This is a genomic window from Pseudomonas sp. JS425, from assembly GCF_018223845.1.
Classification (GTDB): Bacteria; Pseudomonadota; Gammaproteobacteria; order Pseudomonadales; family Pseudomonadaceae; genus Aquipseudomonas; species Aquipseudomonas asiatica.
On record NZ_CP073661.1, the window covers coordinates 5,943,117 to 5,965,707 of the forward strand.

Consider the following 22,591-nt stretch of genomic DNA (forward strand, 5'->3'; position numbering starts at 1 on the left):
CTACAGGGGGCCGCGGAAACTTCATGAAGACTCGGATCATCAAACCGCTGTGCATGGCAATCGCCCTTCTGGTCGGCCTGACCATCCTCTGGCAGGCCTACACCACGTTCCAGGCCCGCTACCTGCGCCCGTTCGACAATCAAGCCACGCTGTTCGACGGCAGCCAGCTGCAGTTGCCCCCCGAGCTGGCCGGCCCCGGCCCGATCAGGGTAGTGCATTTCTGGGACCCGGCCTGCCCGTGCAACGTCGGCAACCAGCAGCACCTGGGCGACCTGGTCAGCCAGTTCGCCAGCCAGGGTGTGACCTTCCACGTGCTGCAAAAGCCCGACAGCCACGGCCAGCTGCCCGCCAACCTCACCGCCCTCAAGCCACTCGCCAGCCTGCCCGGCAGCGAACACCTGCCCGCCTCCCCGGCCGTGGCCATCTGGGACCGGCAAGGCCACCTGGCCTACTTCGGCCCCTACAGCGAAGGCGCCGTGTGCAATGCCAGCAACAGCTTTGTGGAACCCATCATCAAGGCCTTGCTTGAAGACCGGCCGGTGCAGGCCAGCAATACATTGGCCATAGGGTGTTACTGCCCCTGGTAGTTAGTGGCTACCCGATAGATATCTACAGCTTCAGCCCGAGGGAGGATTTTTACCGTAGCGACATACAGATCAATGGAGAAACTGTATGTCACAAGGTTCCACCGAGCTTCCCAACAGCTATGTAGACAGCACCCGTCTTCCCGTCGGCCCTCAACTTTGGGGCACCCACCCCGGTGCATCGTTTCAACTGGTATCCGTTTTCGAGCCTGGGCGCCTGGATATCGACCTGATCGTACAGACCGAAAACGGCAAGTTAGGCGTTCAAAAGGCGCATGAACAGCGCCTCGCCACGTTACAGCAAGACCTCGACCAGGCCTTACGTGATCAAGCGGGCTCGCTGAATGGTCTTGGCGAAATCCAGGCGACAGAACGCACCATCGCTGCCATCAATGAGCTTCAGGCATTGTTCGCTACACGCCTGCAAGCAACGCGTGATCAGGCTTACAGCTTCTTCGGCGGTGACCCGGTAAATCGCAACCTTCATGAATTCCTGGCTGTAGCCCGAAAACCAAACGCTCCAGCAGACCCTCAGCAAGCGTGGCTCGACTCTTACCGAGCGGCGTTCGACGTGAAGTACCTGGAGCAGGTAAGCGGCGAGTTGGCCCAACGCCAACAACAGCTGCAGAGCACCTTGTCCACTCTCAGGATGAGGGAAAGTCATGATCAGGATATTGACCGGACGCTCCAACAGTACCATCAGGCCCTTGCTCAACTGGGCACAGCCAGCCAGGCGTTCCTGCAAGCCAGCAGCGCGTTGAAAGCGATGCTGACGGCCTTCGAGCGCCATCAGCAAGAAAGCGTTGCCCCGCAAGCAGCACTCGAGCATAGCCGCGAGCTAGAACGGGAAACGTCCGACCTGCTCAAGGCGCGCGAGCAGCTTGCCTCAACCTACTCCAGCATGAACCTGAGTCAAGGCCACTTGGCGTCGCAAGCTACCTGGATCGATTCCGCGCTCCAGTACCACGCGCCAGAAGGTTCCGCAGACCGCAAAGCGGCATTGCTAAACGTGCAGGCACAGCTACAAGCCCAAATTGCCGCCCATACCCAGACATCGCCCGCTGAAAGTACGGAGGTGATGCGGTTACTGGCACAAACAGACAACACCGTCGCCACCGTTTTCGACGAGCAGACTTCGCTGGCCGTCTTGTCTGGCCGTACTCCTGGCAATACACCTGTAACGTTCAACGCCTGGGTAGCCAGTATCCACCACCCGCTGATCCTGGCGACCTCACGCGGTGGCATAGCCCATTTCGAACCGATCTGGCTCGACTTTGGCGAAGCACTCGGCAAAGGCGCCCAACGTCTGCTCACCGGTGGGCTCCTGGCGGTCGCCAGGTATGTTCCTCTGATGCTGTATTCAGCTCGTCTGGGCGATGGTGAGCGCATGGGGGTGACCGTCCCGCTCGCCCTGATGAGTCCCGGCGCGGACCTTACCCTCGAAGCAAACCGCAAAGCTGGTCAGACGCTTGAGCTGCCCTTGCGGATGGACGCTGTCCCTCAGGGCAAGCAGACGGAGGTGTACTTGGCAGCCACGGATGGCAGCGCCCTTCTGCGCGATGTGCGCGTACGCCAGGCACAGTGGGACGCAGCCCAAGGCGCGTACAGATTTACCGCCGAAGGCCCAGGTGGCGCAACGCTATTTTGGCACCCGGCGACGCCGCCCTCGACGCTGTCTGCCACCGGCGAGAACGGTACGGTCATCCCTGGCTCCCCTATCGTCGAGGATCTGCAGAAGCACCTTCCGGGCCCTATCATCGTCCCGCCGGATCCGGATATCCGTACGCTCCCTGAACTGCCCGAACTGCAGATCGACGACTACGTCATCATCTTCCCGGCAGACTCGGGGCTGGCGCCGATTTATGTGATGTTGCGCAACCCACGGAATTTACCAGGGGTTGCAAGCGGCAACGGCGTTATCACACCAGACAGGGTTCTGGATGCAGCCACTACTGCGGCGGGCGCGCCGATTCCAGCAAAGATTGCGGAAAGGCTCAGGGGGCGGAGGTTTGCCAGATTCGATAGGCTAAAGGAGGCAATCTGGATGGAGATTGCGACAGATGAGGTATTCAGTCGCCACATCATGCCCGCAATCCTCGACGACATGCGTAGAGGGCTAGCGCCATTCGCCAAGCGCGACCAGCGAGTAGGAAAGCGAGTCAAGTTAGAGATTCACCACAAGCACGAAATTGCAAAGGGTGGCGCAGTGTACGACTTCGATAATCTCGTGTTCATGACTCCCCAAGTCCACATAAACCATCACAGAGGAAACAATCAATGACGTTGAAACAGAGTTTGACGGAGTACACAGAGCCTGAGTTTCTCGCATTGGTGTCGGATCTATATGCGGATCGGACGGGCCTCAAGGGTGCTGAGCTGGAAAAGCACCGGATTGATATTGTTCTTCTTTTCGAGAAGTTGACCGAGCACCCTGACGGGTCAGACGTGATTTATTACCCCCCAGATGGGGCAGATGTCAGCCCGCAAGGCGTCGTCAACCGTATTAAAGAATGGCGCGCCGCCAACGGCAAACCCGGCTTCAAAGCCGCCTGACCCTAAGCCCTGCGGCCAACACCGCAGGGCTTTTTCATATCAACCACGCACCCGCGCCGGGCTACCTACAACCGTCACCCCCGCCGGCACATCCCGAGTCACCACACTACCGGCACCCACCACGGCGTTATCACCAATGGTCACCCCCGGCAGGATGATCGCCGCGCCGCCGATCCACACGTTGTTGCCGATGGTCACCGGCCGGCCACTCTCCAGCCCTGTGCGGCGCACCTCGGGGTCGAGCGGGTGGTCGGCGGTATAGATCTGCACGTTGGGGCCGATCTGGCAATCATCACCGATATGCACCGGCAGCACATCGAGGATCACGCAGTTGAAATTCATGAAGGTGTTGCGGCCGACGCTGATGTTGTAGCCATAGTCGCAATAAAACGGTGGGCGGATCACCGCGCCTTCGCCGACCTGGCCAAAGTGCTCTACCAAGAGCCCATGACGTGCGTCGTTGAGCAATTCGACACTGCTGTTGTAGCGGTGCATCCAGTGCTTGTTGGCGATCTGCTCGGCCTGCAGCTCGGGGCAGCCAGCGTGATAGAGCTGGCCTGTAAGCATTTTCTGTTTTTCGCTGAGGGACATGGAAACTCCTTCCTGGGGCTATGCTCTGGTCGCGAATCCGCCGATCATCGGACCACATTTTTCGCTTGAACGCACAAGGAGCCTGCATGAAGCGCAGCTTGACCCTGTTGGCCGTGATGGTTGCCGTGGCCGCCGGCGCCGGATACTGGTATGTGCAGGGCAAGCTGCCGCAACGCGAGGGCGAGGTGGCCATCGCCGGCCTGCAGGCGCCGGTCAACGTGCGCTACGACGCCCGTGGGGTGCCGCACCTGCAGGCGCAGAGCGAGCCGGACCTGTATCGTGCTCTCGGTTACGTGCATGCCCAGGACCGGCTGTTCCAGATGGAGATCCTGCGGCGCCTGGCCCGGGGCGAGCTGGCCGAGGTACTGGGCGACAAGCTGCTGCCCACCGACACCCTGTTCCGCAGCCTGCGCATTCGCGAACAGGCAGCACTGATGGCCAAGCGTCAGGACCGCCAGTCACCCGCCTGGCAAGCCCTGCAGGCCTACCTCGACGGGGTGAACAGCTGGCAGGCCAGCCACCCAAAACCCGTGGAGTTCGACCTGCTCGGCATCACCCCACGCCCCTTCAGCGCCGAAGACACCCTGAGCATCGCCGGCTACCTGGCCTACAGCTTCGCCGCCGCGTTTCGCACCGAACCCGCGCTTACCTATATCCGCGACCAGCTGGGCCCTGAGTACCTGAACATCTTCGATCTCGCCTGGCAGCCCGAGGGTGCCTTGGGTACACCGCTGGCCGCTGCCGACTGGCAAAGCCTGGAGGCCCTCGCCCGCCTCAGCCATGACGCGCTGGGCGATGCGGGCATCCCTCAATTCGAGGGCAGCAACGCCTGGGCCGTGGCCGGCAGCCGCACCCGCAGCGGCAGGCCGCTGCTGGCCGGCGACCCGCACATCGGTTTTGCGGTGCCGGCGGTGTGGTACGAGGCCGAGCTGTCGGCGCCGGGCTTCAACCTGTATGGCTACTTCCAGGCGCTCAACCCGTTCGCCCTGCTCGGCCACAACCGCGACTTCGGCTGGAGCCTGACCATGTTCCAGAATGACGACGTCGACCTGATCGCCGAGCACACCAACCCTGCCGACGCCAACCAGGTGATGGTCGATGGCAAATGGCAGGCGCTGGAAAAGACCGAGCAGCAGATTGCCGTTAAAGGCGAAGCACCGGTCACCCTCAGCCTCCGCCGGTCGCCCCATGGCCCGATCGTCAACGACGTGCTGGGTGCCACTGCCGGGCCCACGCCAATCGCCATGTGGTGGGCGTTCCTGGAAACCGAAAACCCGCTCCTCGACGGTTTCTACCATCTCAACCGCGCGGATACCCTGGGCAAGATGCGCGAGGCTGCGGCCAAGGTGCATGCGCCAGGGCTGAACCTGGTCTGGGCCAATGCCCGTGGCGATATCGGCTGGTGGGCGGCGGCGCAGTTGCCGATCCGCCCCGACGGCGTCGACCCCGTGTTCATCCTCGATGGTGCCAGTGCGCAGGCGGACAAGCTCGGCTTCTACCCCTTCAGCGTCAACCCCCAGCAGGAGAACCCGGCACGCGGCTACATTGTCTCGGCCAACTACCAGCCTCCGGCGGCAGTGCCGATACCCGGTTACTACAACCTGCCGGACCGAGGCCGCCAGCTCGATCGCCACTTGGCCAACCCCGATGTGAAGTGGGATACCCAAAATAGCCAGGCGCTGCAGTTGGACACTGCCAGCGACTATGGCCCGCGCACCCTTGCACCACTGCTGGCAACGCTACGCGCAGTGGCCGAAGGGGACGAAGAGAAGGAGCTGGTCGAGCAACTGGCAGCCTGGAGCGGCGACTACCCGCTCGACTCGACCAGTGCCACGCTGTTCAACCAGTTCCTCTACGAGCTGGCATTCGCGGCCCTGCATGACGAGCTGGGCGACACCTGGTTCCCGGTACTTATCAGCACCCGCGCCATCGACGCCGCCCTGCCGCGCCTGGCGGCGGATGCCGATTCGCCGTGGTGGAACACCCGCGGAGCCAACCAGCGCACCGACCGTAACGCCGTGGTGCGCATGGCGTGGCAGAACACCTTGAAGCACCTGCGGGAAACCCTGGGCAACGACCCGGCCAGTGGGCAGTGGGGCAAGGCCCATACCCTGACCCACAACCACCCGCTGGGGGTCAAAAAGCCGCTGAACCTGCTGTTCAACGTCGGCCCGTTCGCCGCACCGGGCACCCATGAAGTGCCGAACAACCTCTCGGCGAAGATCGGCCCGGCGCCATGGCCGGTGACCTATGGGCCGTCGACGCGGCGGCTGGTCGACTTTGCCGATGCCGGGCAGGCGCTGACCACCAACCCGGTCGGGCAGAGTGGCGTGCCGTTCGACAGGCATTTTGCGGATCAGGCCGAAGGGTATGTGCAGGGGCAGTACCAGAAGGCGCAGATGGGGGTGATTCCGGCGCAGAGTACCTTGCGTCTGGTGCCAGCTCAGTAAAGGGGCTGCAAAGCGGCCCCGACAATTTCGAATACCCTACAGCACTCCCAGCCGAGACCCATTCCATGCAAAGACACTTCATCGAAATCGACGGCGCCCGCATGAGCTACATCGACCAGGGCCAGGGTTTCCCGGTCCTGCTCGGTCACAGCTACCTGTGGTCCGCCGAGATGTGGCAGCCACAAATCGAAGCCTTGTCAGCACACTTCCGCGTCATCGTCCCCGAACTGTGGGGCCACGGCGGCTCCGATGCTCCGCCTGCCACGACCATCGACATGAACAGCTTGGTCCACCAGCACCTGACGTTGCTGGACAAACTGGAAATTACCAAGTGCCACCTGGTCGGGCTGTCGGTAGGCGGTATGTGGGGGGCACCGCTGGCTGCTACCCACCCTGAACGAATTGATCGCCTGGTGCTCATGGACACTTACCTGGGCGCCGAGCCGGAGGAAACTCGGCTCAAGTATTTCGCCTTGCTGGATACCGCCAGCGCAGCCGGCGAATTCAGCGACCCGTTGCTCGACATCATCGTGCCTATTTTTTTCCACGCAGGCGGCCAGACCGTGCCTGAAATCCGTGAGCGGTTTCGTGCTCAGCTGAAGGCAAGCAGTGCACAAATCATTCGCGAGAGCCTCGATCCCATGGGGCGGATAATCTTTGGACGACACGACCTGCTGGCGCAACTCGAGCAGCTGCCGAGCGAGAGAACCATCCTGATGTGCGGCGACCAGGACATTCCGCGGCCGCCGGAAGAGTCCAATGAAATGGCGCGGATCATTGGCTGCCTGGCGGCGCAGATTCCGTTTGCGGGGCATATCTCCAGCCTGGAGAACCCGCGGGTGGTGAATGAGTTCCTGTTGAACTGGCTACCGCGTAACCAGTGAGATCGCCGGGGCTGCTTTGCAGCCCTTGTGGGAGCGGGTTTACCCGCGAAGCAGGCAACGCGGTGGATGGCACGGGCTTCGCCCGTGTTCGCGGGTAAACCCGCTCCCACAGGTAACTATGCCCACACATAAAAACGCCGACACAAGGGTGTCGGCGTTGGGTCATGCCAGGTAATGCAAGCGCATCAGAACGCCGGCAGCACCGCACCTTGGTACTTCTTGGCGATGAACTCCTTCACTTCCGGGCTGGTCAGGGCCTTGGCCAGTTTCTGGATGGCTTCGCTGTCCTTGTTGTCCGGGCGGGCGACCAGGAAGTTCACGTATGGCGAGTCGCTGCCTTCGATCACCAGCGCGTCCTTGGCCGGGTTCAGGCCGGCTTCCAGGGCGTAGTTGGTGTTGATCATGTCCAGGTCGACCTGGTCCAGCACGCGCGGCAGCATGGCCGACTCAAGCTCGCGGAACTTCAGCTTCTTCGGGTTCTCGGCAATGTCCTTGGGGGTGGCCAGGGCGTTCTTCGGATCCTTCAGGGTGATCAGGCCAGCCTTCTGCAGCAGTAGCAGGGCGCGGCCGCTGTTGCTGCCCTCGTTAGGGATGGCAACGGTAGCGCCTTCTTTCAGTTCGCTCAGGCTCTTGACCTTCTTCGAGTAACCACCAAAGGGTTCGACATGCACGCCGATCACGGTTTCCAGGTGGGTGCCCTTGCCTTCGTTGAAGTTCTGCAGATAAGGCAGGGTCTGGAAGTAGTTGGCGTCCAGGCGCTTCTGGTCAACCTGCACGTTCGGCTGCACGTAGTCGGTGAAAACCTTGATCTGCAGGTCCACACCTTCCTTGGCCAGGGTCGGCTTGATCAGCTCGAGGATTTCGGCGTGCGGTACCGGGGTGGCGGCGACAACCAGTTTCTCGGCGGCGGTAGCCAGGCCGGCAAACGACAGGGCAGCGGCCAGGGCAGTGGTCAGCAGGGTCTTCTTCATGGTGATCCTTGTTCTGGTTCTGGGCCATCGACGATGGCGAATCGGGTGCCCAACCGGTTCACCAGCGGGCGTGAGGCGGACAATACCCAGATTTTTTATTCCGTAAAAATATCTTTTATTTAGCTGCTTATTCCAAAAACAAAATGCTATCAGCCATTTTGCTTTTGAGCAGTGCCTAGCGCGCAGGGTCGGGCAGGTCCAGGTCCTCTGCCAGGATCTCCTCGCCATCATTCAGCAGCAAGGCAAAGTGGATGACATTCTCCAGTTCACGGGTGTTGCCGGGCCAGGGGTGTGCCTCCAGCGCCTGCTGTGCCGCCTCGCTAACCAGCGGCACAGGCCGCTGCAGGCGCACGCTGTAGATGCCCACGAAGTACTCGGCCAACGGCAGAATATCGCCCGGCCGCTCGCGCAGTGGCGGCAGCTCCAGCGTGCCCTCGCGCAGGTACTGGTACAGGCGCTCGTTGAAACGCCCCGCGCGCACCACCCGCGCCAGGTCGATACTGGTGGCGGCTACCAGGCGCACGTCCACCGGTTGCGGCTGCTGCGCGCCCACCCGGGTAACCTCACGGTTTTCAAGGGCGGCCAGCAGCTTGCCCTGGATGGCCAGCGGCAAGTCGGCGATCTCGTCCAGGTACAACGTGCCGCCGTTGGCCGAGCCGAACCAGCCGGCACGGCTGCTGGCTGTGCCGCCTTGGCTGCCGGCACTGTAGCCGAACAGCTCGGCATCGGCGTAGGTGGGGCTGATGGCAGCGCAGTTGACCGACACGAACAACCCGCTGCGGTCACTGGCACGGTGGATCTGCCGAGCCAGCAGTTCCTTGCCGGTACCGGTTTCGCCACGGATCAGCACTGGCAAGGGTTGTGGCGCCAGGTGCTCGAGCTCCTCGCGCAGCTGCTGCGAACGTGGGTCGATGAACACCAGCGCCTTGGCGCGGATGCTCAGCGGGCTCTTGTCCAGTTCAGGGAAGGTCAGCAACGGCTGGCCAAAAGGGTTTTGAAAAGTCATGACGAACTCCCGCCCCAGACCTTCAATGGCCGGGCGTCAGGCAAACGGTAAACAGTAAGGGCGATCAGGCGCGGCGCAGTGCGCGCTGCTCGACCCGGCTCTGCAAGCGATACAAGTAGGCGAAACCTTGTTCCCAGCGCTCATGGCCGGACTTGACGTTGATGTGCCCGGCGTTGGTCAGCAGCCCTGCTTCGGCGCCCCAGACCTGGGCCAGATACAACGCCCTTGGCACGCTCACGGCCGGGTCGTTGTCCGAGCTGACCACCTGGCTGGGGAATGGCAGTGCTTCGGTCGGGATCGGCGCGAAGTTGCGCAGAGCCGGCGCGCAGGTTGGCCGCTCTACGTCAGCGGGTGCCACCAGCAGCGCGCCACGTACCCGCCGCAGCAGGGCCGGGCTGGCCTGCGCGGCCCAATGAGCGACGGTTATGCAGCCCAGGCTATGGGCAATCAGAATCACCGGTGAGCGCTCGGCGGCAATCGCCTGCTCCAGTGCCTGCACCCAGTCCTGGCGTTGCGGGGTCAGCCAGTCGTGCTGCTCGACCCGGGCACTGTTGGGCAAGGTGCGCTGCCAGTGACTTTGCCAATGGTTGTCTGGCGATCCTTGCCAGCCCGGCACAATCAGGTAACGAATCGACTCATTGCGCATGGGGACGCCTCCAGTGAGTTTGCGTGCTTGGAGACAAGTATAGGGAGGGAGTTATATCAGTAAAGGAATAAGAAGATATTTATTAATAACCAAAATATCAATATTGTGCGCGCCCCCTGTGGGAGCGGGCATGCCCGCGAAGCAAGCACCGCGGTGGATGGCACGGGCTTCGCCCGTGTTCGCGGGCACGCCCGCTCCCACAGGAATCACGCAAAAAAAGGGGCCATCCCCTGCCAAGAGATATGGCCCCTAAGCACTTGCCTGAAGAAAGTTGACGGGTTCAGCGCGCGGTAATCACCGCCAGCTTGCTGATCCCCGCACGTTCGATAGCCGCCATGGCCCGCGCTGGACATTACCCATTGATCAAGCTCCTGGGGCTCGATTCAGGTGTGTGGCTGAATCATCGGGGTCAGGGGCTTATCTCTCAAAGTAATTTTTAAAATTATGGTTAGAACTTTACTGAATATATTTTTTGAAGGATTGTGGCAAAGCTGCGGAATTCGCGGGCTGTAGCCGGGCGGGCTTTCAATCATGCATTGCTTGGCATGCGAAATATTCGCGAAAGGCATGAGATTGCCGCGAGGGCTGCGCCCTCGATCCATCAGGCATAAAAAAACCCGGGACCAACCCCGGGCTTTTTCATTATCAAAGGCGACTCAGATATCCGCCACCTTCTGCCAAACCTTCGGCCGGAAGAACAATGTCTCCCCCCGCGCCAACCCGGTCAGGCTGTCATGGTCCTTGACCACTTCGGCCTCGATCAGCTCGCTCTGCCCCTCCACCTTCAAGGTCACCCGCGTGGTCGCGCCCAACGGCCGAATGTCGCGCACCTCGGCCGCATGGTGCCCTTCGGTCTCGTGCCGCGACAGCGACACTTCGTGGGGGCGGAACAGCACATGATGCCCTTCGCTCAGGGCCAGGCGGTTGGAGTCACCAAGGAAGTGGTAGACAAAATCGTTGGCCGGGTGCTCGTACACCTCGCCCGGCGAGCCGATCTGCTCGATCACGCCCTTGTTCATCACCACGATGCGGTCAGCCACCTCCATGGCTTCTTCCTGGTCGTGGGTGACGAACACCGACGTCAGGTTGATGTCCTCGTGCAGGCGCGCCAGCCAGCGGCGCAGCTCCTTGCGCACCTTGGCATCCAGCGCACCGAAAGGCTCGTCCAGCAACAGCACCTTGGGTTCCACCGCCAGCGCACGGGCCAGGGCGATACGCTGGCGCTGGCCACCGGACAACTGCTCGGGGTAGCGGTCGGACAGCCAGTCCAGCTGCACCATGTTCAGCAGTTCATGCACCTTCTCGGCTATCTTGCTCTCGCTCGGGCGCTCGCCCTTGGGCTTCATGCGCAGGCCGAAGGCAACGTTGTCGAACACACTCATGTGGCGGAACAACGCGTAGTGCTGGAACACGAAACCGACGTTGCGGTCGCGCACGTCATGGCCGGACACGTCCTCGCCATGGAACACGATATTGCCCTGGTCGGGGGTTTCCAGGCCGGCGATGATGCGCAGCAACGTGGTCTTGCCGCAGCCGGACGGGCCAAGTAGCGCCACCAATTCGCCGCTGTTGATGTCCAGGTTGATGTTGTCCAGGGCCTGGAAGCTGTTGAAGCGCTTGCTGACGTTACGAACTTCGATCGACATGAATCATTCCTCCGCGGCGCTGTGGCGCAGGCGGTTAATACGGTTCTCGCTCCACTGCTTGAGCAGCAGGATGAAGAGCGCCAGGATCAGCAACAGGCTGGCCACGCTGAAGGCCGCGACATGGTTGTACTCGTTGTAGAGGATCTCCACGTGCAGCGGCAAGGTGTTGGTCACGCCGCGAATGTGGCCGGACACCACCGACACCGCGCCAAACTCGCCCATGGCCCGCGCGGTGCACAGCACCACCCCATAGATCAGGCCCCATTTGATGTTTGGCAGGGTCACGTGCCAGAACATTTGCCAGCCATTGGCACCGAGCAGGCGCGCGGCCTCCTCTTCCTGCGTGCCCTGCTCCTGCATCAGCGGGATCAGCTCACGGGCCACAAACGGTACGGTGACGAAGATGGTGGCCAGGACGATGCCCGGCAGGGCGAACACGATCTGGATATCGTGGTCCTGCAGCCATGGCCCGAACAGGCCTTGAGCGCCGAACATCAGCACGTAGACCAGGCCGGCGATCACCGGCGACACCGAGAACGGCAGATCGATCAGGGTGACCAGGATACTCTTGCCACGGAAGGTGTACTTGCTCACGCACCAGGCGGCGCTGACACCGAACACTAGGTTCAGCGGCACCGAAATGGCCACGGCGAGCAGGGTCAGCTTCAGCGCCGACAATGCGTCAGGCTCGAAGATCGCCTCGAAGAAGGTGCCGAAGCCGTTCTTCAGCGCCTGCGACACCACGATCACCAGTGGCAGCAGCAGGAACAGCGCGAACACCAGCCAGCCAAGGCCGATCAGGATACGCCGCGAAGTGGCGCTGCCCCGGCGGGCAGCGTTGGCGGCGGCGGTTGCATTCAGGGATGAACTGGACATGCCGGCCTCCTTCAAGGGGTTTCGATGCGGCGCTGCAGCAGGTTGATCAGCAGCAGCAGGATGAAGGAAACCACCAGCATCAGCACGCCGATGGCGGTCGCGCCGGTGTAGTCGTATTGGTCGAGCTTGACCATGATCAGCAGCGGCAGGATCTCGGTCTTCATCGGCATGTTGCCGGCAATGAAGATCACCGAACCATACTCGCCCACGCCGCGGGCGAAGGCCAGGGCAAAACCTGTCAGCCAGGCAGGCAGTAGCGCTGGCGCCAGCACGTGGCGGAACACCTGCAGCGGCTTCGCGCCCAGGCAGGCGGCGGCCTCCTCCACTTCACGTGGGATGTCGGCCAGTACCGGCTGCACCGTCCGCACCACGAACGGCAGGGTGACGAAGGTCAGCGCCAGGGTGATACCCAGCGGGGTGTAGGCGATCTTGAAGCCCAGGTCGGTGGCGAACTGGCCGACCCAGCCCGAGGGCGCGTACAGGGCGGTCAGGGCGATACCGGCTACGGCCGTGGGCAGGGCGAACGGCAGGTCGATCATTGCATCGATGATCTTGCGCCCGGGGAAGGTGTAGCGCACCAGCACCCAAGCCAGCAGGGTTCCGATCAGGCCGTTGATGATGGCGGCGAACAGGGCGGTGCCGAAGCTCAGCTTGAGCGCGGCGATCACCCGCGGCGCACTGATGACGGTCCAGAACTGCTCCCAGGTAAGCTGCGCGGCATGCACGAACATGGCGGCCAGCGGTATCAGCACTATCAGGCTGAGGTACACCAAGGTGTAGCCCAGCGTCAGCCCGAAGCCGGGTATGACGGGGGAAATGCGACGTGACATAAATATCCCTGGTTGAACGCACGAAACCCGGGACAGATCCCGGGCCGGTGCAAGCTTCTGAATCCTGGGGCTGCTTTGCAGCCCAATCGCGACGCAAGGCCGCTCCCACAGGAGATTACGGTTCCTTGTGGGAGCGGCCTTGCGTCGCGAATGGGCCGCATGGCGGCCCCGCTTTTCCTTGGCCCTTACTGTGCCTGATAGATCTGGTCGAACACACCGCCATCATTGAAAAATTTAGGTTGTGCAGTCTTCCAGCCACCAAAGTCCTTGTCGATGGTTACCAGGTCCAGTTTCGGGAACTGCTTGCCAAACTCGGCAGCGACCTTCTCGTCACGCGGGCGGTAGAAGTTCTCGGCTGCGATCTTCTGCCCGGCCGGGCTGTACAGGTGCTTGAGGTATTCGGTGGCAATCTCGGTATTGCCCTTCTTCTCGGCGTTCTTGTCCACCACCGCCACCGGCGGTTCGGCGAGGATCGACAACGACGGCACGACGATCTCGAACTTGTCGGCGCCACCGTCTTCCTTCAGCGCCAGGAAGGCTTCGTTTTCCCAGGCCAGCAGCACATCGCCCTGGCCGTTATTGACGAAGGTGATGGTCGAGCCACGGGCGCCGGTATCCAGCACCGGGACGTGCTTGAACAGCTCCTGCACGTACTCCTTGGCCTTTTCTTCGCTACCGCCGGCCTTCAGGCCATAGGCCCAGGCCGCCAGGAAGTTCCAGCGGGCGCCGCCGGAGGTTTTCGGGTTGGGGGTGATGACCGACACATCCTTCTTGATCAGGTCGCCCCAGTCCTTGATGCCTTTCGGGTTGCCCTTGCGCACCAGGAACACGATGGTCGAGGTGTACGGGGTGCTGGCCTCCGGCAGGCGGGTCTGCCAGTTGTCTGGCAGGGTCTTGCCGAGCTTGGCGACTTCATCGATGTCGCCGGCCAAGGCCAGGGTCACCACGTCGGCACGCAGGCCGTCGATCACCGCACGGGCCTGCTTGCCCGAACCGCCGTGGGATTGCTGGATCTTCACCTTGTCGCCCGGGTGGGCCTGCTGCCAGTGCTTGATAAACTCGGCGTTGTACTGCTGGTACAGCTCGCGGGTCGGGTCGTAGGACACGTTCAGCAGTTCGTAGTCCTTGGCGATGGCGGAACCGGCAAAAACAGCACTGGCCAGGGCGGCAAGCGCATAACGGCGGATGGACATGGTGAAGCTCCCGATTGGCATTTTTCTAGTTTTGAATGTGTGGCGCGATCAGCCGGTCTTGTTGCCGGGCTGCTGCAGGCGGAACTTCTCCTTGCGCTCGATCTGTACGACCTGAGCGTTGTGCACGGTTATCTCCACCGCACCGAATCGCAGGTCGCGCAGAGCGCTCTGGATTTCACGCAGAATGGTGGCTTCGTCCTGACCGTCGATGCTACGCAGAGATGCACTCATGCTCGTTCTCCTTGGAGTGAGGGTGCCGGGCTGAGGTTTGAAGGGGATTTGCGCCTGGCTTGAGGGCAATAGTAGTGAGGCGGGGTTATTCTTAAAAATACTGTTTGAGAATGTTTATATAACCAAAACAAAATACAATTTTGAAAGCGACGGAAGACCCTGTGGGAGCGGGTTCACCCGCGAATGCGGCGGTGGTTCCACCATCGCATTCGCGGGTGAACCCGCTCCCACAGAGCCCGTGCAGGGCTTCAGTTGTGTTTCTGTGGCTCGCGGATCTTGTACCAAGCCACATACAAGGCCGGCAGGAACAGCAGCGTCAGCAGGGTCGCCACGATGATCCCGCCAATCATGGCGTAGGCCATCGGCCCCCAGAACACCTCGCGGGCAATCGGGATCATGCCCAGGCTCGCCGCCGCCGCGGTCAGCAGAATCGGCCGGCGCCGGTGGTTGGTTGCCTCCACCACCGCATCCCACGGCGACAAGCCCTGGGCTTCGAACTCGTCGATCTGCGTCACCAGGATCACCGAGTTACGAATGATGATGCCCGCCAGCGCGAGAATGCCGAGAATCGCCACGAAGCCCATGGGCGTACCTGTGGGCACCAGCGCAATGATCACGCCAATCAACCCCAGCGGCGCCACGCTGACCACCAGGAACAGCTTCTGCACGCTGTGCAGCTGGATCATCAGGAACGTCGCCATCAGGAACAGCATCAGCGGGATGACCTTGCGGATCGGCCCCTGCGCCTTGGCGCTCTCCTCCACCGTACCGCCGGTGGCCACTTCGAAGCCCACCGGCAACTTGCTGGCGAACTCGTCGATCTTCGGCTTCAGCTGGGCCACCAGGTCGGTGGGCTGGATGTCGCCGTTGACCGAAGCCTTGATGGTGATGGTCGGCTTGCGGTCGCGACGCCACACCAGCGGCTGCTCCAGCTCGTAGCGCACGGTGGCGAACGCCAGCAGCGGGATCGAAGTGCCGTTGGGTGTCAGGATCTGCAGGTTCTGCAGGGTATCCGGCGAGCCACGCTCGCTGTCCTCGGCACGGGCGACCACGTCGACCAGGTAGATGTTGTCGTTGACCTGGGTGATCTGCACGCCGCTGACGATGCTGTTCATCACATTGGCCACGTCCTCCGACGACAGGCCCAGCTGGCGCGCCTTGTCCTGGGCGATTTCCACGCGCAGCACCTTACCCGGCTCGTTCCAGTCGTAGATCATCTCGCCGATGTGTTCGTTCTGGTCGAGCAAGGTGGCCAGCTCGATGGCGTGCTTGCGAACCTCGTCGATATTGGCACCGCTTACCCGATACTGGATCGGTCGGCCCACCGGTGGGCCCATTTCCAGCGATTGCACGTTGGTGCCGACGCCAACGAATTCTTCATGCAGGATCTTCTGCAGGCGCTCCATCATGGCCTGGCGTTCTTCGAAGCCCTTGCTGACGATCACCAACTGCGCGTAGTACGGGTTCTGCAACTGCTGGTCGAGGGGCAGGTAGAAGCGGATCGCGCCCTGGCCGATATAGGTACTCCAGTGCACCAGGTCCGGGTCGTCCTTGATCCGCGCCTCGAAACGGTCGACCACCTTGCGCGTCTCCTCGATCGAGGCGTTCTGCGGCAGGTTGAGGTCGACGAGGATTTCCGGGCGGTCAGAGGACGGGAAGAACTGGTTCTGCACGAAGCGTTCGCAGAAGATCGCCAGGGCGAACAACACCACGGTGCCGATGATGGTCAGCCAGCGGTTGCGCATGCACCACAACAAACCATGCTCGAAGGCCCGGCCGACGCGCCCCGGCTCGGCTTCATGGTGTTTGAGCTTGGCACTGCTGAGGATGTGCACGCCTAACACCGGGGCGAAGAATACCGCTACCACCCACGACACCATCAGTGCCACGGCAATTACCGCAAACAGCGTGTAGGTGTATTCACCGGCCGAACTGGCGTTGAGGCCGATCGGCACGAAGCCGGCCACAGTCACCAGGGTGCCGGTGAGCATGGGGAAGGCTGTGGAGGTATAGGCAAAAGTCGCCGCCTGCTCCTTGCTTTCGCCCATTTCCAGCCGTGTGACCATCACTTCCACAGTGATCATCGCATCATCCACCAGCAGGCCCAGGGCGATGATCAGCGCCCCCAGCGAAATCCGCTGCATGGTGATACCGCTGTACTCCATGAACACGAACACCATGGCCAGCACCAGCGGGATCGAGCAGGCCACCACCAGCCCGGCACGCACGCCGAGGCTGACGAAGCTCACCGCCAGCACGATCACCACCGCCTCGAACAGCGCACTGGTAAAGCCGCCGACCGCTTGCTTGACCACCACGGCCTGGTCGGAAACAGTGTGCACCCCGACGCCCACCGGCAGGTCTTCGACCACCTGGTCCATGCGTTTTTTCAGCGCCGCGCCGAACACCTGGATATTGCCGCCGGCCTTCATGCCGATGGCCAGGCCCAACGCCGTCTGGCCGTTGTAGCGGAACATTGGCGAAGGGGGGTCGACGTAACCACGCTCGATATCGGCGATGTCGGCCAGGCGGAAGAAGCGGTCGTTGATCTTCAGGTTGACGGTTTCCAGGTCTTTTTCCGAGGTGAACTGCCCGGAGGTACGCACCGAGATACGTTCCGGCCCGGCCTCGATCACGCCGGCAGGGGTCACGGCGTTTTGCGATTGCAGGGCCTGCATGACCTGGCGCTGATCGATGCCCAGGGCTGCCAGCTTGCGGGTAGAGAAGTTCAGGTACAGCACTTCGTCCTGGGTGCCGATCAGCTCGATCTTGCCGATGTTGGGCACATCGCGCACTTCGGCCCGCGCCTGTTCCACGTAGTCGCGCAGCTGGCGCAGGGTCAGGCCGTCGGCGGTGAAGGCATAGATAGAACCGAACACATCGCCGAATTCATCGTTGAACCCGGGCCCCTGGATGCCTGCAGGGAACTCACCGCGAATGTCCTGGATCTTCTTGCGCACCTGGTACCAGATTTCCGGGATGTCCTTGGCCTTGGTGGTGTCGCGCAGGTACACGTAGACCGTGGATTCGCCGGGGCGGGTGTAGCTTTTGGTGTAGTCGAGGGAGTCGAGTTCCTCGAGCTTCTTCTCGATACGGTCGGTGACCTGGTACAGGGTTTCGTCCTGGGTCGCGCCGGGCCAGCGGGTCTGGATGACCATGGTCTTGATGGTGAACGACGGGTCTTCCTCACGGCCCAGGTTGAAGTAGGAAAAGATCCCCATCAGCAGGCCGACGAACATCAGGTACCAGACGAACGATTGATGCTTGAGTGCCCAGTCGGACAGGTTGAAGCTTCCTTTCATTGCGCATCCTCGTCGAAGGTGACCTTCTGGCCAGGCTTGAGGCTGTTCACGCCCGCAGTCACCACCCGCTCGCCGGGCTGTACGCCCGAGGTCAGGACGATGCTGTCGGCGGTTCGACCGATCAGGGCCACATCACGGGTGGCCACGGTCTTCTGCTGCGTATCAATCACCCATACCTGGGTCTTGCCGTCGCGCTCGAGCAAGGCACTCAAGGGCAGTTCGCTGCGCGGCGACACCTCCGAACTCAGGGTCACGCTGATGGCAGTGCCCAGGTGGAAGGCCGCCGGGGTGCTGGCCAGGGTCAGGCGCGCGCGGCGGGTGCGCGTGGTGGCGTCGGCCTGGGGTTCCAGTTCCCGCAGGCTGGCGGTGGTGTTGATGGTCGGGTCCAGCTGCGAAGCAACGGTGAAGGTCAGGCCTTTGCTCAACTGCTCGGCCAGGCCGATCGGCAGATCGATCACCGCTTCCTTCACATCCGGCCTGGCCAGGGTTACCACGGCCTGGCCGGCGGTGACGGTTTGCCCGGCTTCGGCCTGCCAGGCAGTGATTACCGCGGCGTGGTCGGTGCGCAGGGTGCTGTAGTCGAGCTGGTCACGCGCCTGGCTGAGTGCAGAGCGCGCCTGCTCCAACGCCGCGCTGGTGGTTTTCAGGTTGGTCTGGGCGATATCCAGCTGGGCCTGGGCGCCTACGCCACGGTCATATAGCTGTTGCTGCCGGCGGGCATCGGCCTGGGCGTTGATCCACTGCGCCTGCACCTTGGCCAGGTCGCCTTCGGCGGCGCGCAACTGGTTCTGCTGGTCGGTCGGGTCGAGGGTGGCCAGGGTATCGCCCGGTTTCACCTGGGCGCCCACATCCAGCCAGCGCCGGGCAATACGCCCGGAAACCCGGAAGCCCAAGGTGCTTTCGAAACGGGCCTGGATACTGCCGGCGAAGCGGCCGAGCTGCGACTGCACCTGGGGTTCGACCTTGACCGACAGCACCGGCCGAATCGGTTCCGGCACTTCATCCTCGCTACTGCAGCCGGCCAACAGCACGCCGGCCGACAGCATCAGCAGCAGGCGCTTCATAGCTCACCCCCTTTGGCCTTGGCATCGATCTTCAGCACCTGCATGCCGGGGTGCAGCAACTGCCCGCCATTGACCACCACGGTCTCGCCGCCTTTCAGGCCACTGGCGACCACGATCCTGCCGGTGAGGTAACGGCTGACCTCGACCTTGCGCAGCTCTACCTTGTCACCCTCGCCCACCACCCACACGGCGGGCTCATGCAGGGCTTTGGTCAGTGCCGACCATGGCAGCTCGATACTTGGCCGGCCCTGGGCATTGGTGGTGGCCGTCACCGGTGCACCCAGTTGCATCCCTGGCGGCACATCCCTCAGCCCGACCTTGACCTGTACCGTGCCGCTTTGCGCGGACACCGTGGGGGTGATTTCGCGCACGAAGCCACGGGCCTGGACCTTGGGGTCGTCCAGCAGGCTGACGATCACGCCGGCGTCGCTTGGCGGAGCCACCAGCAGCGATTCGTAGACATTGAACACGGCATCACGGTCGCCATCGGTGGCCAGGCTGAAGATCGGCATGGTCGCCTGCACCACCTGGCCAACCTCGGCCTGGCGCTCGGTGATGACCCCATCGGCCTCGGAGACCAGCGCGGTATAGCTCAGTTGTTCGTTGGCATTGGCCAATTGTGCCTGTGCGGCCTTGAGCGCGCTCTGGTTGCTACGCAGCGCGGCTTCGGCGGAATCGTATTCGCTCTGGCTGGTGTAGCCCTTGGGCAACAGCTTTTGCTGGCGTACGAAGGCAGCGCTGGTCTGGGTGACCCGCGCCTGCGCGGCGAACACCTCGGCCTTGGCCGAGTCGACATTGTTCTGCAGGTCTTTCGGGTCCAGCCGCGCCAACACCTGGTTGGCCTTTACGTGGTCGCCGACATCGACGCTGCGCGAAATGATCTTGCCGCCCACCCGGAACGACAGGTCGGTCTGCACCCGCGCCTGCACATCGCCAGTCAGGGTGACCCTGGCAGCGAAATCGGTGGGGGATACCTGTTGCACGCCTACGCGTGGCAATGTTTCGGTGGTTTCTTCCTTACTACAGCCCGACAGCAGGGACACAAGCCCCAGGCAGACGACCAACAGCGGACGTATCAACGTCATGCAGGCTCCTTGCTTGCGCGCAAATGATTCGTGGGATGCGACTGTTAGCGTAGATCAGGGTTCGATAAACATCACTGACGGGGATCAGTTCAGCATTTTCAGCGCCTGTCGGGCGGGCGGGTCTGCGAATCGGCCGCACAGGTCAGACGGTCCACCAAAAACCTAGCATTTATGCCAGTAGCTGGAAGCATGCGACCGTTACATAGTGAGATGACCTTGGTCGAACCGACAAACTCAGCTACGCCTGGGCAATTTCTGTCAAAGTCTGAAACTGAGAAGCCATATGGACGCGCGCGAAACTTCACTCCGTTTTTACCAGAACAACAGATGCACCACCGAAATCTGCGGGTCTGTAACACGCTCGTATTTTCACCATGAGGGGAACCTCTTGGCACAACGCACGGCAGGTGCAGATACACCGCTTTTACTCTTCGCAGTGAACAGCAGCAACACAGTGATGAGTGCGTTCGAACAGGCTGGTAGAACGCAGTACCGTTATACCCCGTACGGCCAACGCCCGGCCTCTGCCGATTCTAATATGCCTTTGGGATTCAATGGCGAGCAGCTGGACGAAGTAACAGACTGTTACTCGCTGGGTAATGGCTATCGTCAGTATAGTCCCGTGCTGCAGAGGTTGTGCAGCCCCGATGATGAAAGCCCGTTTGAGGAAGGTGGGTTGAACCCCTACGCGTATTGTGTAGGGGACCCGGTGAACAACGTTGACCCCACCGGGCACTTTTCTTTCTCATTACTTTTTATGGCTACGACATAATTAGCCAGCCTTGGAACACTCACTGCAAGTTTTATTGTAAAAGATCCTAAAGCCCGAGATGTTCTACAGGGCGTATCTGGGTTACTTACAGCCGTCGCGCTTGCGGCGGGTGCCTATAACCTGGGTAAGCGCATCCCTCTACGACCATCGCGGGGTGCCCCCGTGGGCAGAGGGAATACTGCTCAACCGCCCGGGATTCCCCAAAACAATAATCACCGAAGTGCCGCGAGAAGCCTAAATTCCGTTCCGCCCGAGAGCAACAACGAGAGTTTCGAACTCAATGGGCTTTACATGGCTCCACGAACGTACATTATCCCTCGAGCAAGGATCCAGCCTAGTGTAGGTTCGAGCACACCAGCGAATTTTGGAAGCACACCAGCGAATAGACATCCAACACCGGGCGCACCAACGACAGAGCTCCCTGCTGGCGTGAAAAAGATTCGTAATTTAAAGAACTGACGGGAATTTATTAGGCATTTCCAGCGCCTGCGCGGGCCTCTTCGCGGGCACGCCCGCTCCCACAGGATGGTCGCCAGCCTCAAGCCTGCGCTGTACCTGTGGGACCGGGCGTGCCCGCGAAAGGGCCGGTACAGGTCAGAGCTGAACTGAAGCCTTGTTCAGTCCCAGTTCGATGTCATCGATCAGTGCTTTGGCAAAGCCACTGAGAATTCTCGCGGCACTACCGGCCAGCCGGTCATTTTCCATCTCGGCTTCGGTCGTCAGGTGATTGATGCACCCGAGCATGACGGAGAGTTCGGAGAAGGCATGGTTGAAAGGGATATTGGCCTGGACGCGGAAAAGGTCCATGCAGGTTTCTTTACCGACGGTGCTGCTGTTTTTTGGGTGATCTGGAACGTGCGTTGTCATGGTCGGAATCCAATGTCGTTTATAGAACCGCCAGCTCATCTTTCTCACGGATAAGGGGTGGCAGCCGTACGCGGGGTGAGAAAACCGAGGACATTGAACCCGGCCAGGCCGAGGCCTGCCCACGCAAGGCCGCCATGACAGGAAGCCTGTTCAACATCGAGCGGGTTTCTCACACCCGGTCACCTTGATTGGCGACTCGACGACGTTATCCCTGGGGCATTTCCCCTACAACAGAGCAGCTTCCACACGGCTCGTAGGATAATTCCCAAGCCGATCCAACTGAAGCCTTTGGTTTGAGTTGATGAAAAGTCGTACACCTTCAGGGCCTCTTCGCGGGTGAACCCGCTCCCACAGGGTTATGTGCAGCCTTCAGGACCTGCGCAATACCTGTGGGAGCGGGTTCACCCGCGAAAGGGCCGGTACTGCCATCCGCAAGCTTCTGCCATATTCAGAAACCATGATCTACGCAGCACCTGTATCTCAGCCACTACCTTTGAAAAGTCACCTGCTTTTCAAGGAAGAAGCCAATGTCGCGAGCCCAGTCTCACCTGCTTCGCCGTGGTCGCTATTCAGAACTTGGCCGGCTCTATCTGCTGACCACCGTCACCCACCAGCGCAAGCCGCTGTTCCATGATTTCCACCATGCCCGGCTGGTCATTCACCAACTGCGACAATCAGACCAGGAACATGCCTGCCGATCATTGGCCTGGGTGCTGATGCCGGACCATCTGCATTGGCTGATTGAGTTGAAAGGTACGACGTTGGGCACCTTGATGCGAAGGTTCAAGTCCAGGTCCAGTCTGGTTTTGCATCAGGCGGGGGTTGAGCATGATCCGGTATGGCAGTCTGGGTATCAGGACCGGGCATTAAGAAGGGAAGAAAGCATGGTGCATGTCGCCAGGTACATTGTTGCCAACCCCTTGCGGGCAGGCCTGGTCAGAAGTGTCAGGGACTATCCACATTGGGATGCAGTCTGGCTTTGAATCTGTGCTGGGGCCTTCGCGGGTAAACCCGCTCCCACAGGGATTAACACAGGCTCG

General features: G+C 61.5%; 19 protein-coding genes. 6 read left to right on the forward strand and 13 right to left on the reverse strand.

Going from position 1 to position 22,591, the window contains the following annotated elements:
- Positions 1-23 precede the first annotated feature (23 nt).
- The 3 genes from KDB76_RS27265 (at position 24) to KDB76_RS27275 (ending at position 3,137) form a co-directional block, all read left to right on the forward strand.
- Positions 24-587 (forward strand): DUF6436 domain-containing protein, encoded by a 564-nt coding sequence (locus KDB76_RS27265; RefSeq protein ID WP_013974684.1) that lies wholly within the window; start codon positions 24-26, stop codon positions 585-587.
- Positions 588-672: 85 nt separating this feature from the next.
- Positions 673-2,865 (forward strand): S-type pyocin domain-containing protein, encoded by a 2,193-nt coding sequence (locus tag KDB76_RS27270; RefSeq protein WP_013974685.1) that lies wholly within the window; start codon positions 673-675, stop codon positions 2,863-2,865.
- Complete coding sequence (locus tag KDB76_RS27275; protein ID WP_023662887.1) at positions 2,862-3,137, forward strand: bacteriocin immunity protein; 276 nt, start codon at positions 2,862-2,864, stop codon at positions 3,135-3,137. Before KDB76_RS27270 ends, KDB76_RS27275 begins: the two co-directional genes overlap by 4 nt.
- A 39-nt stretch (positions 3,138-3,176) precedes the next feature.
- On the opposite strand, the gene KDB76_RS27280 is transcribed toward KDB76_RS27275, so the two are convergent.
- Positions 3,177-3,728, reverse strand: coding sequence for a sugar O-acetyltransferase (locus KDB76_RS27280; RefSeq protein ID WP_013974687.1), 552 nt, complete (start codon positions 3,726-3,728; stop codon positions 3,177-3,179).
- Between the two features lie 86 nt (positions 3,729-3,814).
- Between KDB76_RS27280 and KDB76_RS27285 the strand changes: the two genes are divergently transcribed.
- Together KDB76_RS27285 and KDB76_RS27290 are read left to right on the forward strand one after the other, a co-directional pair.
- On the forward strand, positions 3,815-6,178 hold the full coding sequence (locus KDB76_RS27285; RefSeq protein ID WP_038410226.1) for a penicillin acylase family protein: 2,364 nt from the start codon (positions 3,815-3,817) through the stop codon (positions 6,176-6,178).
- Positions 6,179-6,243: 65 nt separating this feature from the next.
- The gene (locus KDB76_RS27290) at positions 6,244-7,062 is read left to right on the forward strand and encodes an alpha/beta hydrolase (protein ID WP_038410227.1); all 819 of its coding nucleotides are present in this window, start codon (positions 6,244-6,246) and stop codon (positions 7,060-7,062) included.
- A gap of 185 nt (positions 7,063-7,247) precedes the next feature.
- On the opposite strand, the gene KDB76_RS27295 is transcribed toward KDB76_RS27290, so the two are convergent.
- The 12 genes from KDB76_RS27295 to KDB76_RS27355 form a co-directional block, all read right to left on the reverse strand.
- Complete coding sequence (locus KDB76_RS27295) at positions 7,248-8,033, reverse strand: MetQ/NlpA family ABC transporter substrate-binding protein (RefSeq protein WP_013974690.1); 786 nt, start codon at positions 8,031-8,033, stop codon at positions 7,248-7,250.
- Between the two features lie 175 nt (positions 8,034-8,208).
- Complete coding sequence (locus KDB76_RS27300) at positions 8,209-9,039, reverse strand: sigma 54-interacting transcriptional regulator (protein WP_013974691.1); 831 nt, start codon at positions 9,037-9,039, stop codon at positions 8,209-8,211.
- Between the two features lie 64 nt (positions 9,040-9,103).
- Complete coding sequence (locus tag KDB76_RS27305) at positions 9,104-9,685, reverse strand: alpha/beta hydrolase (RefSeq protein ID WP_013974692.1); 582 nt, start codon at positions 9,683-9,685, stop codon at positions 9,104-9,106.
- 656 nt (positions 9,686-10,341) lie between these two features.
- Positions 10,342-11,331, reverse strand: a complete 990-nt coding sequence (locus tag KDB76_RS27310) for a sulfate ABC transporter ATP-binding protein (RefSeq protein ID WP_013974693.1) — start codon at positions 11,329-11,331, stop codon at positions 10,342-10,344.
- Between the two features lie 3 nt (positions 11,332-11,334).
- On the reverse strand, positions 11,335-12,207 hold the full coding sequence (cysW, locus tag KDB76_RS27315) for a sulfate ABC transporter permease subunit CysW (protein WP_015272212.1): 873 nt from the start codon (positions 12,205-12,207) through the stop codon (positions 11,335-11,337).
- Between the two features lie 11 nt (positions 12,208-12,218).
- Positions 12,219-13,037 (reverse strand): sulfate ABC transporter permease subunit CysT, encoded by an 819-nt coding sequence (gene cysT / locus KDB76_RS27320; RefSeq protein WP_024087884.1) that lies wholly within the window; start codon positions 13,035-13,037, stop codon positions 12,219-12,221.
- 185 nt (positions 13,038-13,222) lie between these two features.
- Positions 13,223-14,230, reverse strand: a complete 1,008-nt coding sequence (locus KDB76_RS27325; RefSeq protein WP_024087885.1) for a sulfate ABC transporter substrate-binding protein — start codon at positions 14,228-14,230, stop codon at positions 13,223-13,225.
- Positions 14,231-14,278: 48 nt separating this feature from the next.
- Positions 14,279-14,461 (reverse strand): sulfur starvation response protein OscA, encoded by a 183-nt coding sequence (oscA, locus tag KDB76_RS27330; protein WP_003258557.1) that lies wholly within the window; start codon positions 14,459-14,461, stop codon positions 14,279-14,281.
- Between the two features lie 248 nt (positions 14,462-14,709).
- Positions 14,710-17,763: an efflux RND transporter permease subunit gene (locus KDB76_RS27335; protein ID WP_013974698.1), complete on the reverse strand. Its 3,054-nt coding sequence runs from the start codon at positions 17,761-17,763 to the stop codon at positions 14,710-14,712.
- Entirely contained in the window at positions 17,760-18,827 is a 1,068-nt protein-coding gene (locus KDB76_RS27340; RefSeq protein WP_013974699.1) for an efflux RND transporter periplasmic adaptor subunit, read from the reverse strand. The genes KDB76_RS27335 and KDB76_RS27340 overlap by 4 nt, the downstream gene beginning before the upstream one ends.
- Positions 18,824-19,912 (reverse strand): efflux RND transporter periplasmic adaptor subunit, encoded by a 1,089-nt coding sequence (locus KDB76_RS27345; protein WP_024087886.1) that lies wholly within the window; start codon positions 19,910-19,912, stop codon positions 18,824-18,826. The genes KDB76_RS27340 and KDB76_RS27345 overlap by 4 nt, the downstream gene beginning before the upstream one ends.
- A gap of 1,366 nt (positions 19,913-21,278) precedes the next feature.
- Positions 21,279-21,551: a DUF3077 domain-containing protein gene (locus KDB76_RS27355; RefSeq protein WP_023660782.1), complete on the reverse strand. Its 273-nt coding sequence runs from the start codon at positions 21,549-21,551 to the stop codon at positions 21,279-21,281.
- Positions 21,552-22,078: 527 nt separating this feature from the next.
- Between KDB76_RS27355 and KDB76_RS27360 the strand changes: the two genes are divergently transcribed.
- Positions 22,079-22,534 carry a transposase gene (locus KDB76_RS27360; protein ID WP_013974702.1) on the forward strand — a complete coding sequence of 152 codons (456 nt, stop codon included), beginning with the start codon at positions 22,079-22,081 and terminating at the stop codon, positions 22,532-22,534.
- Positions 22,535-22,591 lie beyond the last annotated feature (57 nt).

What these genes read in the sequence shown, in the direction of transcription:
- KDB76_RS27280 (WP_013974687.1), bottom strand. Translation starts at nt 3,728, where the DNA reads ATGTCCCTCAGCGAAAAACAGAAAATGCTTACAGGCCAGCTCTATCAC.
- KDB76_RS27290 (WP_038410227.1), top strand. Translation starts at nt 6,244, where the DNA reads ATGCAAAGACACTTCATCGAAATCGACGGCGCCCGCATGAGCTACATC.
- KDB76_RS27295 (WP_013974690.1), bottom strand. Translation starts at nt 8,033, where the DNA reads ATGAAGAAGACCCTGCTGACCACTGCCCTGGCCGCTGCCCTGTCGTTT.
- KDB76_RS27335 (WP_013974698.1), bottom strand. Translation starts at nt 17,763, where the DNA reads ATGAAAGGAAGCTTCAACCTGTCCGACTGGGCACTCAAGCATCAATCG.
- KDB76_RS27265 (WP_013974684.1), top strand. Translation starts at nt 24, where the DNA reads ATGAAGACTCGGATCATCAAACCGCTGTGCATGGCAATCGCCCTTCTG.
- KDB76_RS27310 (WP_013974693.1), bottom strand. Translation starts at nt 11,331, where the DNA reads ATGTCGATCGAAGTTCGTAACGTCAGCAAGCGCTTCAACAGCTTCCAG.
- KDB76_RS27355 (WP_023660782.1), bottom strand. Translation starts at nt 21,551, where the DNA reads ATGACAACGCACGTTCCAGATCACCCAAAAAACAGCAGCACCGTCGGT.
- KDB76_RS27270 (WP_013974685.1), top strand. Translation starts at nt 673, where the DNA reads ATGTCACAAGGTTCCACCGAGCTTCCCAACAGCTATGTAGACAGCACC.
- KDB76_RS27285 (WP_038410226.1), top strand. Translation starts at nt 3,815, where the DNA reads ATGAAGCGCAGCTTGACCCTGTTGGCCGTGATGGTTGCCGTGGCCGCC.
- KDB76_RS27300 (WP_013974691.1), bottom strand. Translation starts at nt 9,039, where the DNA reads ATGACTTTTCAAAACCCTTTTGGCCAGCCGTTGCTGACCTTCCCTGAA.
- cysW (WP_015272212.1), bottom strand. Translation starts at nt 12,207, where the DNA reads ATGTCCAGTTCATCCCTGAATGCAACCGCCGCCGCCAACGCTGCCCGC.
- cysT (WP_024087884.1), bottom strand. Translation starts at nt 13,037, where the DNA reads ATGTCACGTCGCATTTCCCCCGTCATACCCGGCTTCGGGCTGACGCTG.
- KDB76_RS27325 (WP_024087885.1), bottom strand. Translation starts at nt 14,230, where the DNA reads ATGTCCATCCGCCGTTATGCGCTTGCCGCCCTGGCCAGTGCTGTTTTT.
- KDB76_RS27305 (WP_013974692.1), bottom strand. Translation starts at nt 9,685, where the DNA reads ATGCGCAATGAGTCGATTCGTTACCTGATTGTGCCGGGCTGGCAAGGA.
- KDB76_RS27275 (WP_023662887.1), top strand. Translation starts at nt 2,862, where the DNA reads ATGACGTTGAAACAGAGTTTGACGGAGTACACAGAGCCTGAGTTTCTC.
- oscA (WP_003258557.1), bottom strand. Translation starts at nt 14,461, where the DNA reads ATGAGTGCATCTCTGCGTAGCATCGACGGTCAGGACGAAGCCACCATT.
- KDB76_RS27345 (WP_024087886.1), bottom strand. Translation starts at nt 19,912, where the DNA reads ATGACGTTGATACGTCCGCTGTTGGTCGTCTGCCTGGGGCTTGTGTCC.
- KDB76_RS27360 (WP_013974702.1), top strand. Translation starts at nt 22,079, where the DNA reads ATGTCGCGAGCCCAGTCTCACCTGCTTCGCCGTGGTCGCTATTCAGAA.
- KDB76_RS27340 (WP_013974699.1), bottom strand. Translation starts at nt 18,827, where the DNA reads ATGAAGCGCCTGCTGCTGATGCTGTCGGCCGGCGTGCTGTTGGCCGGC.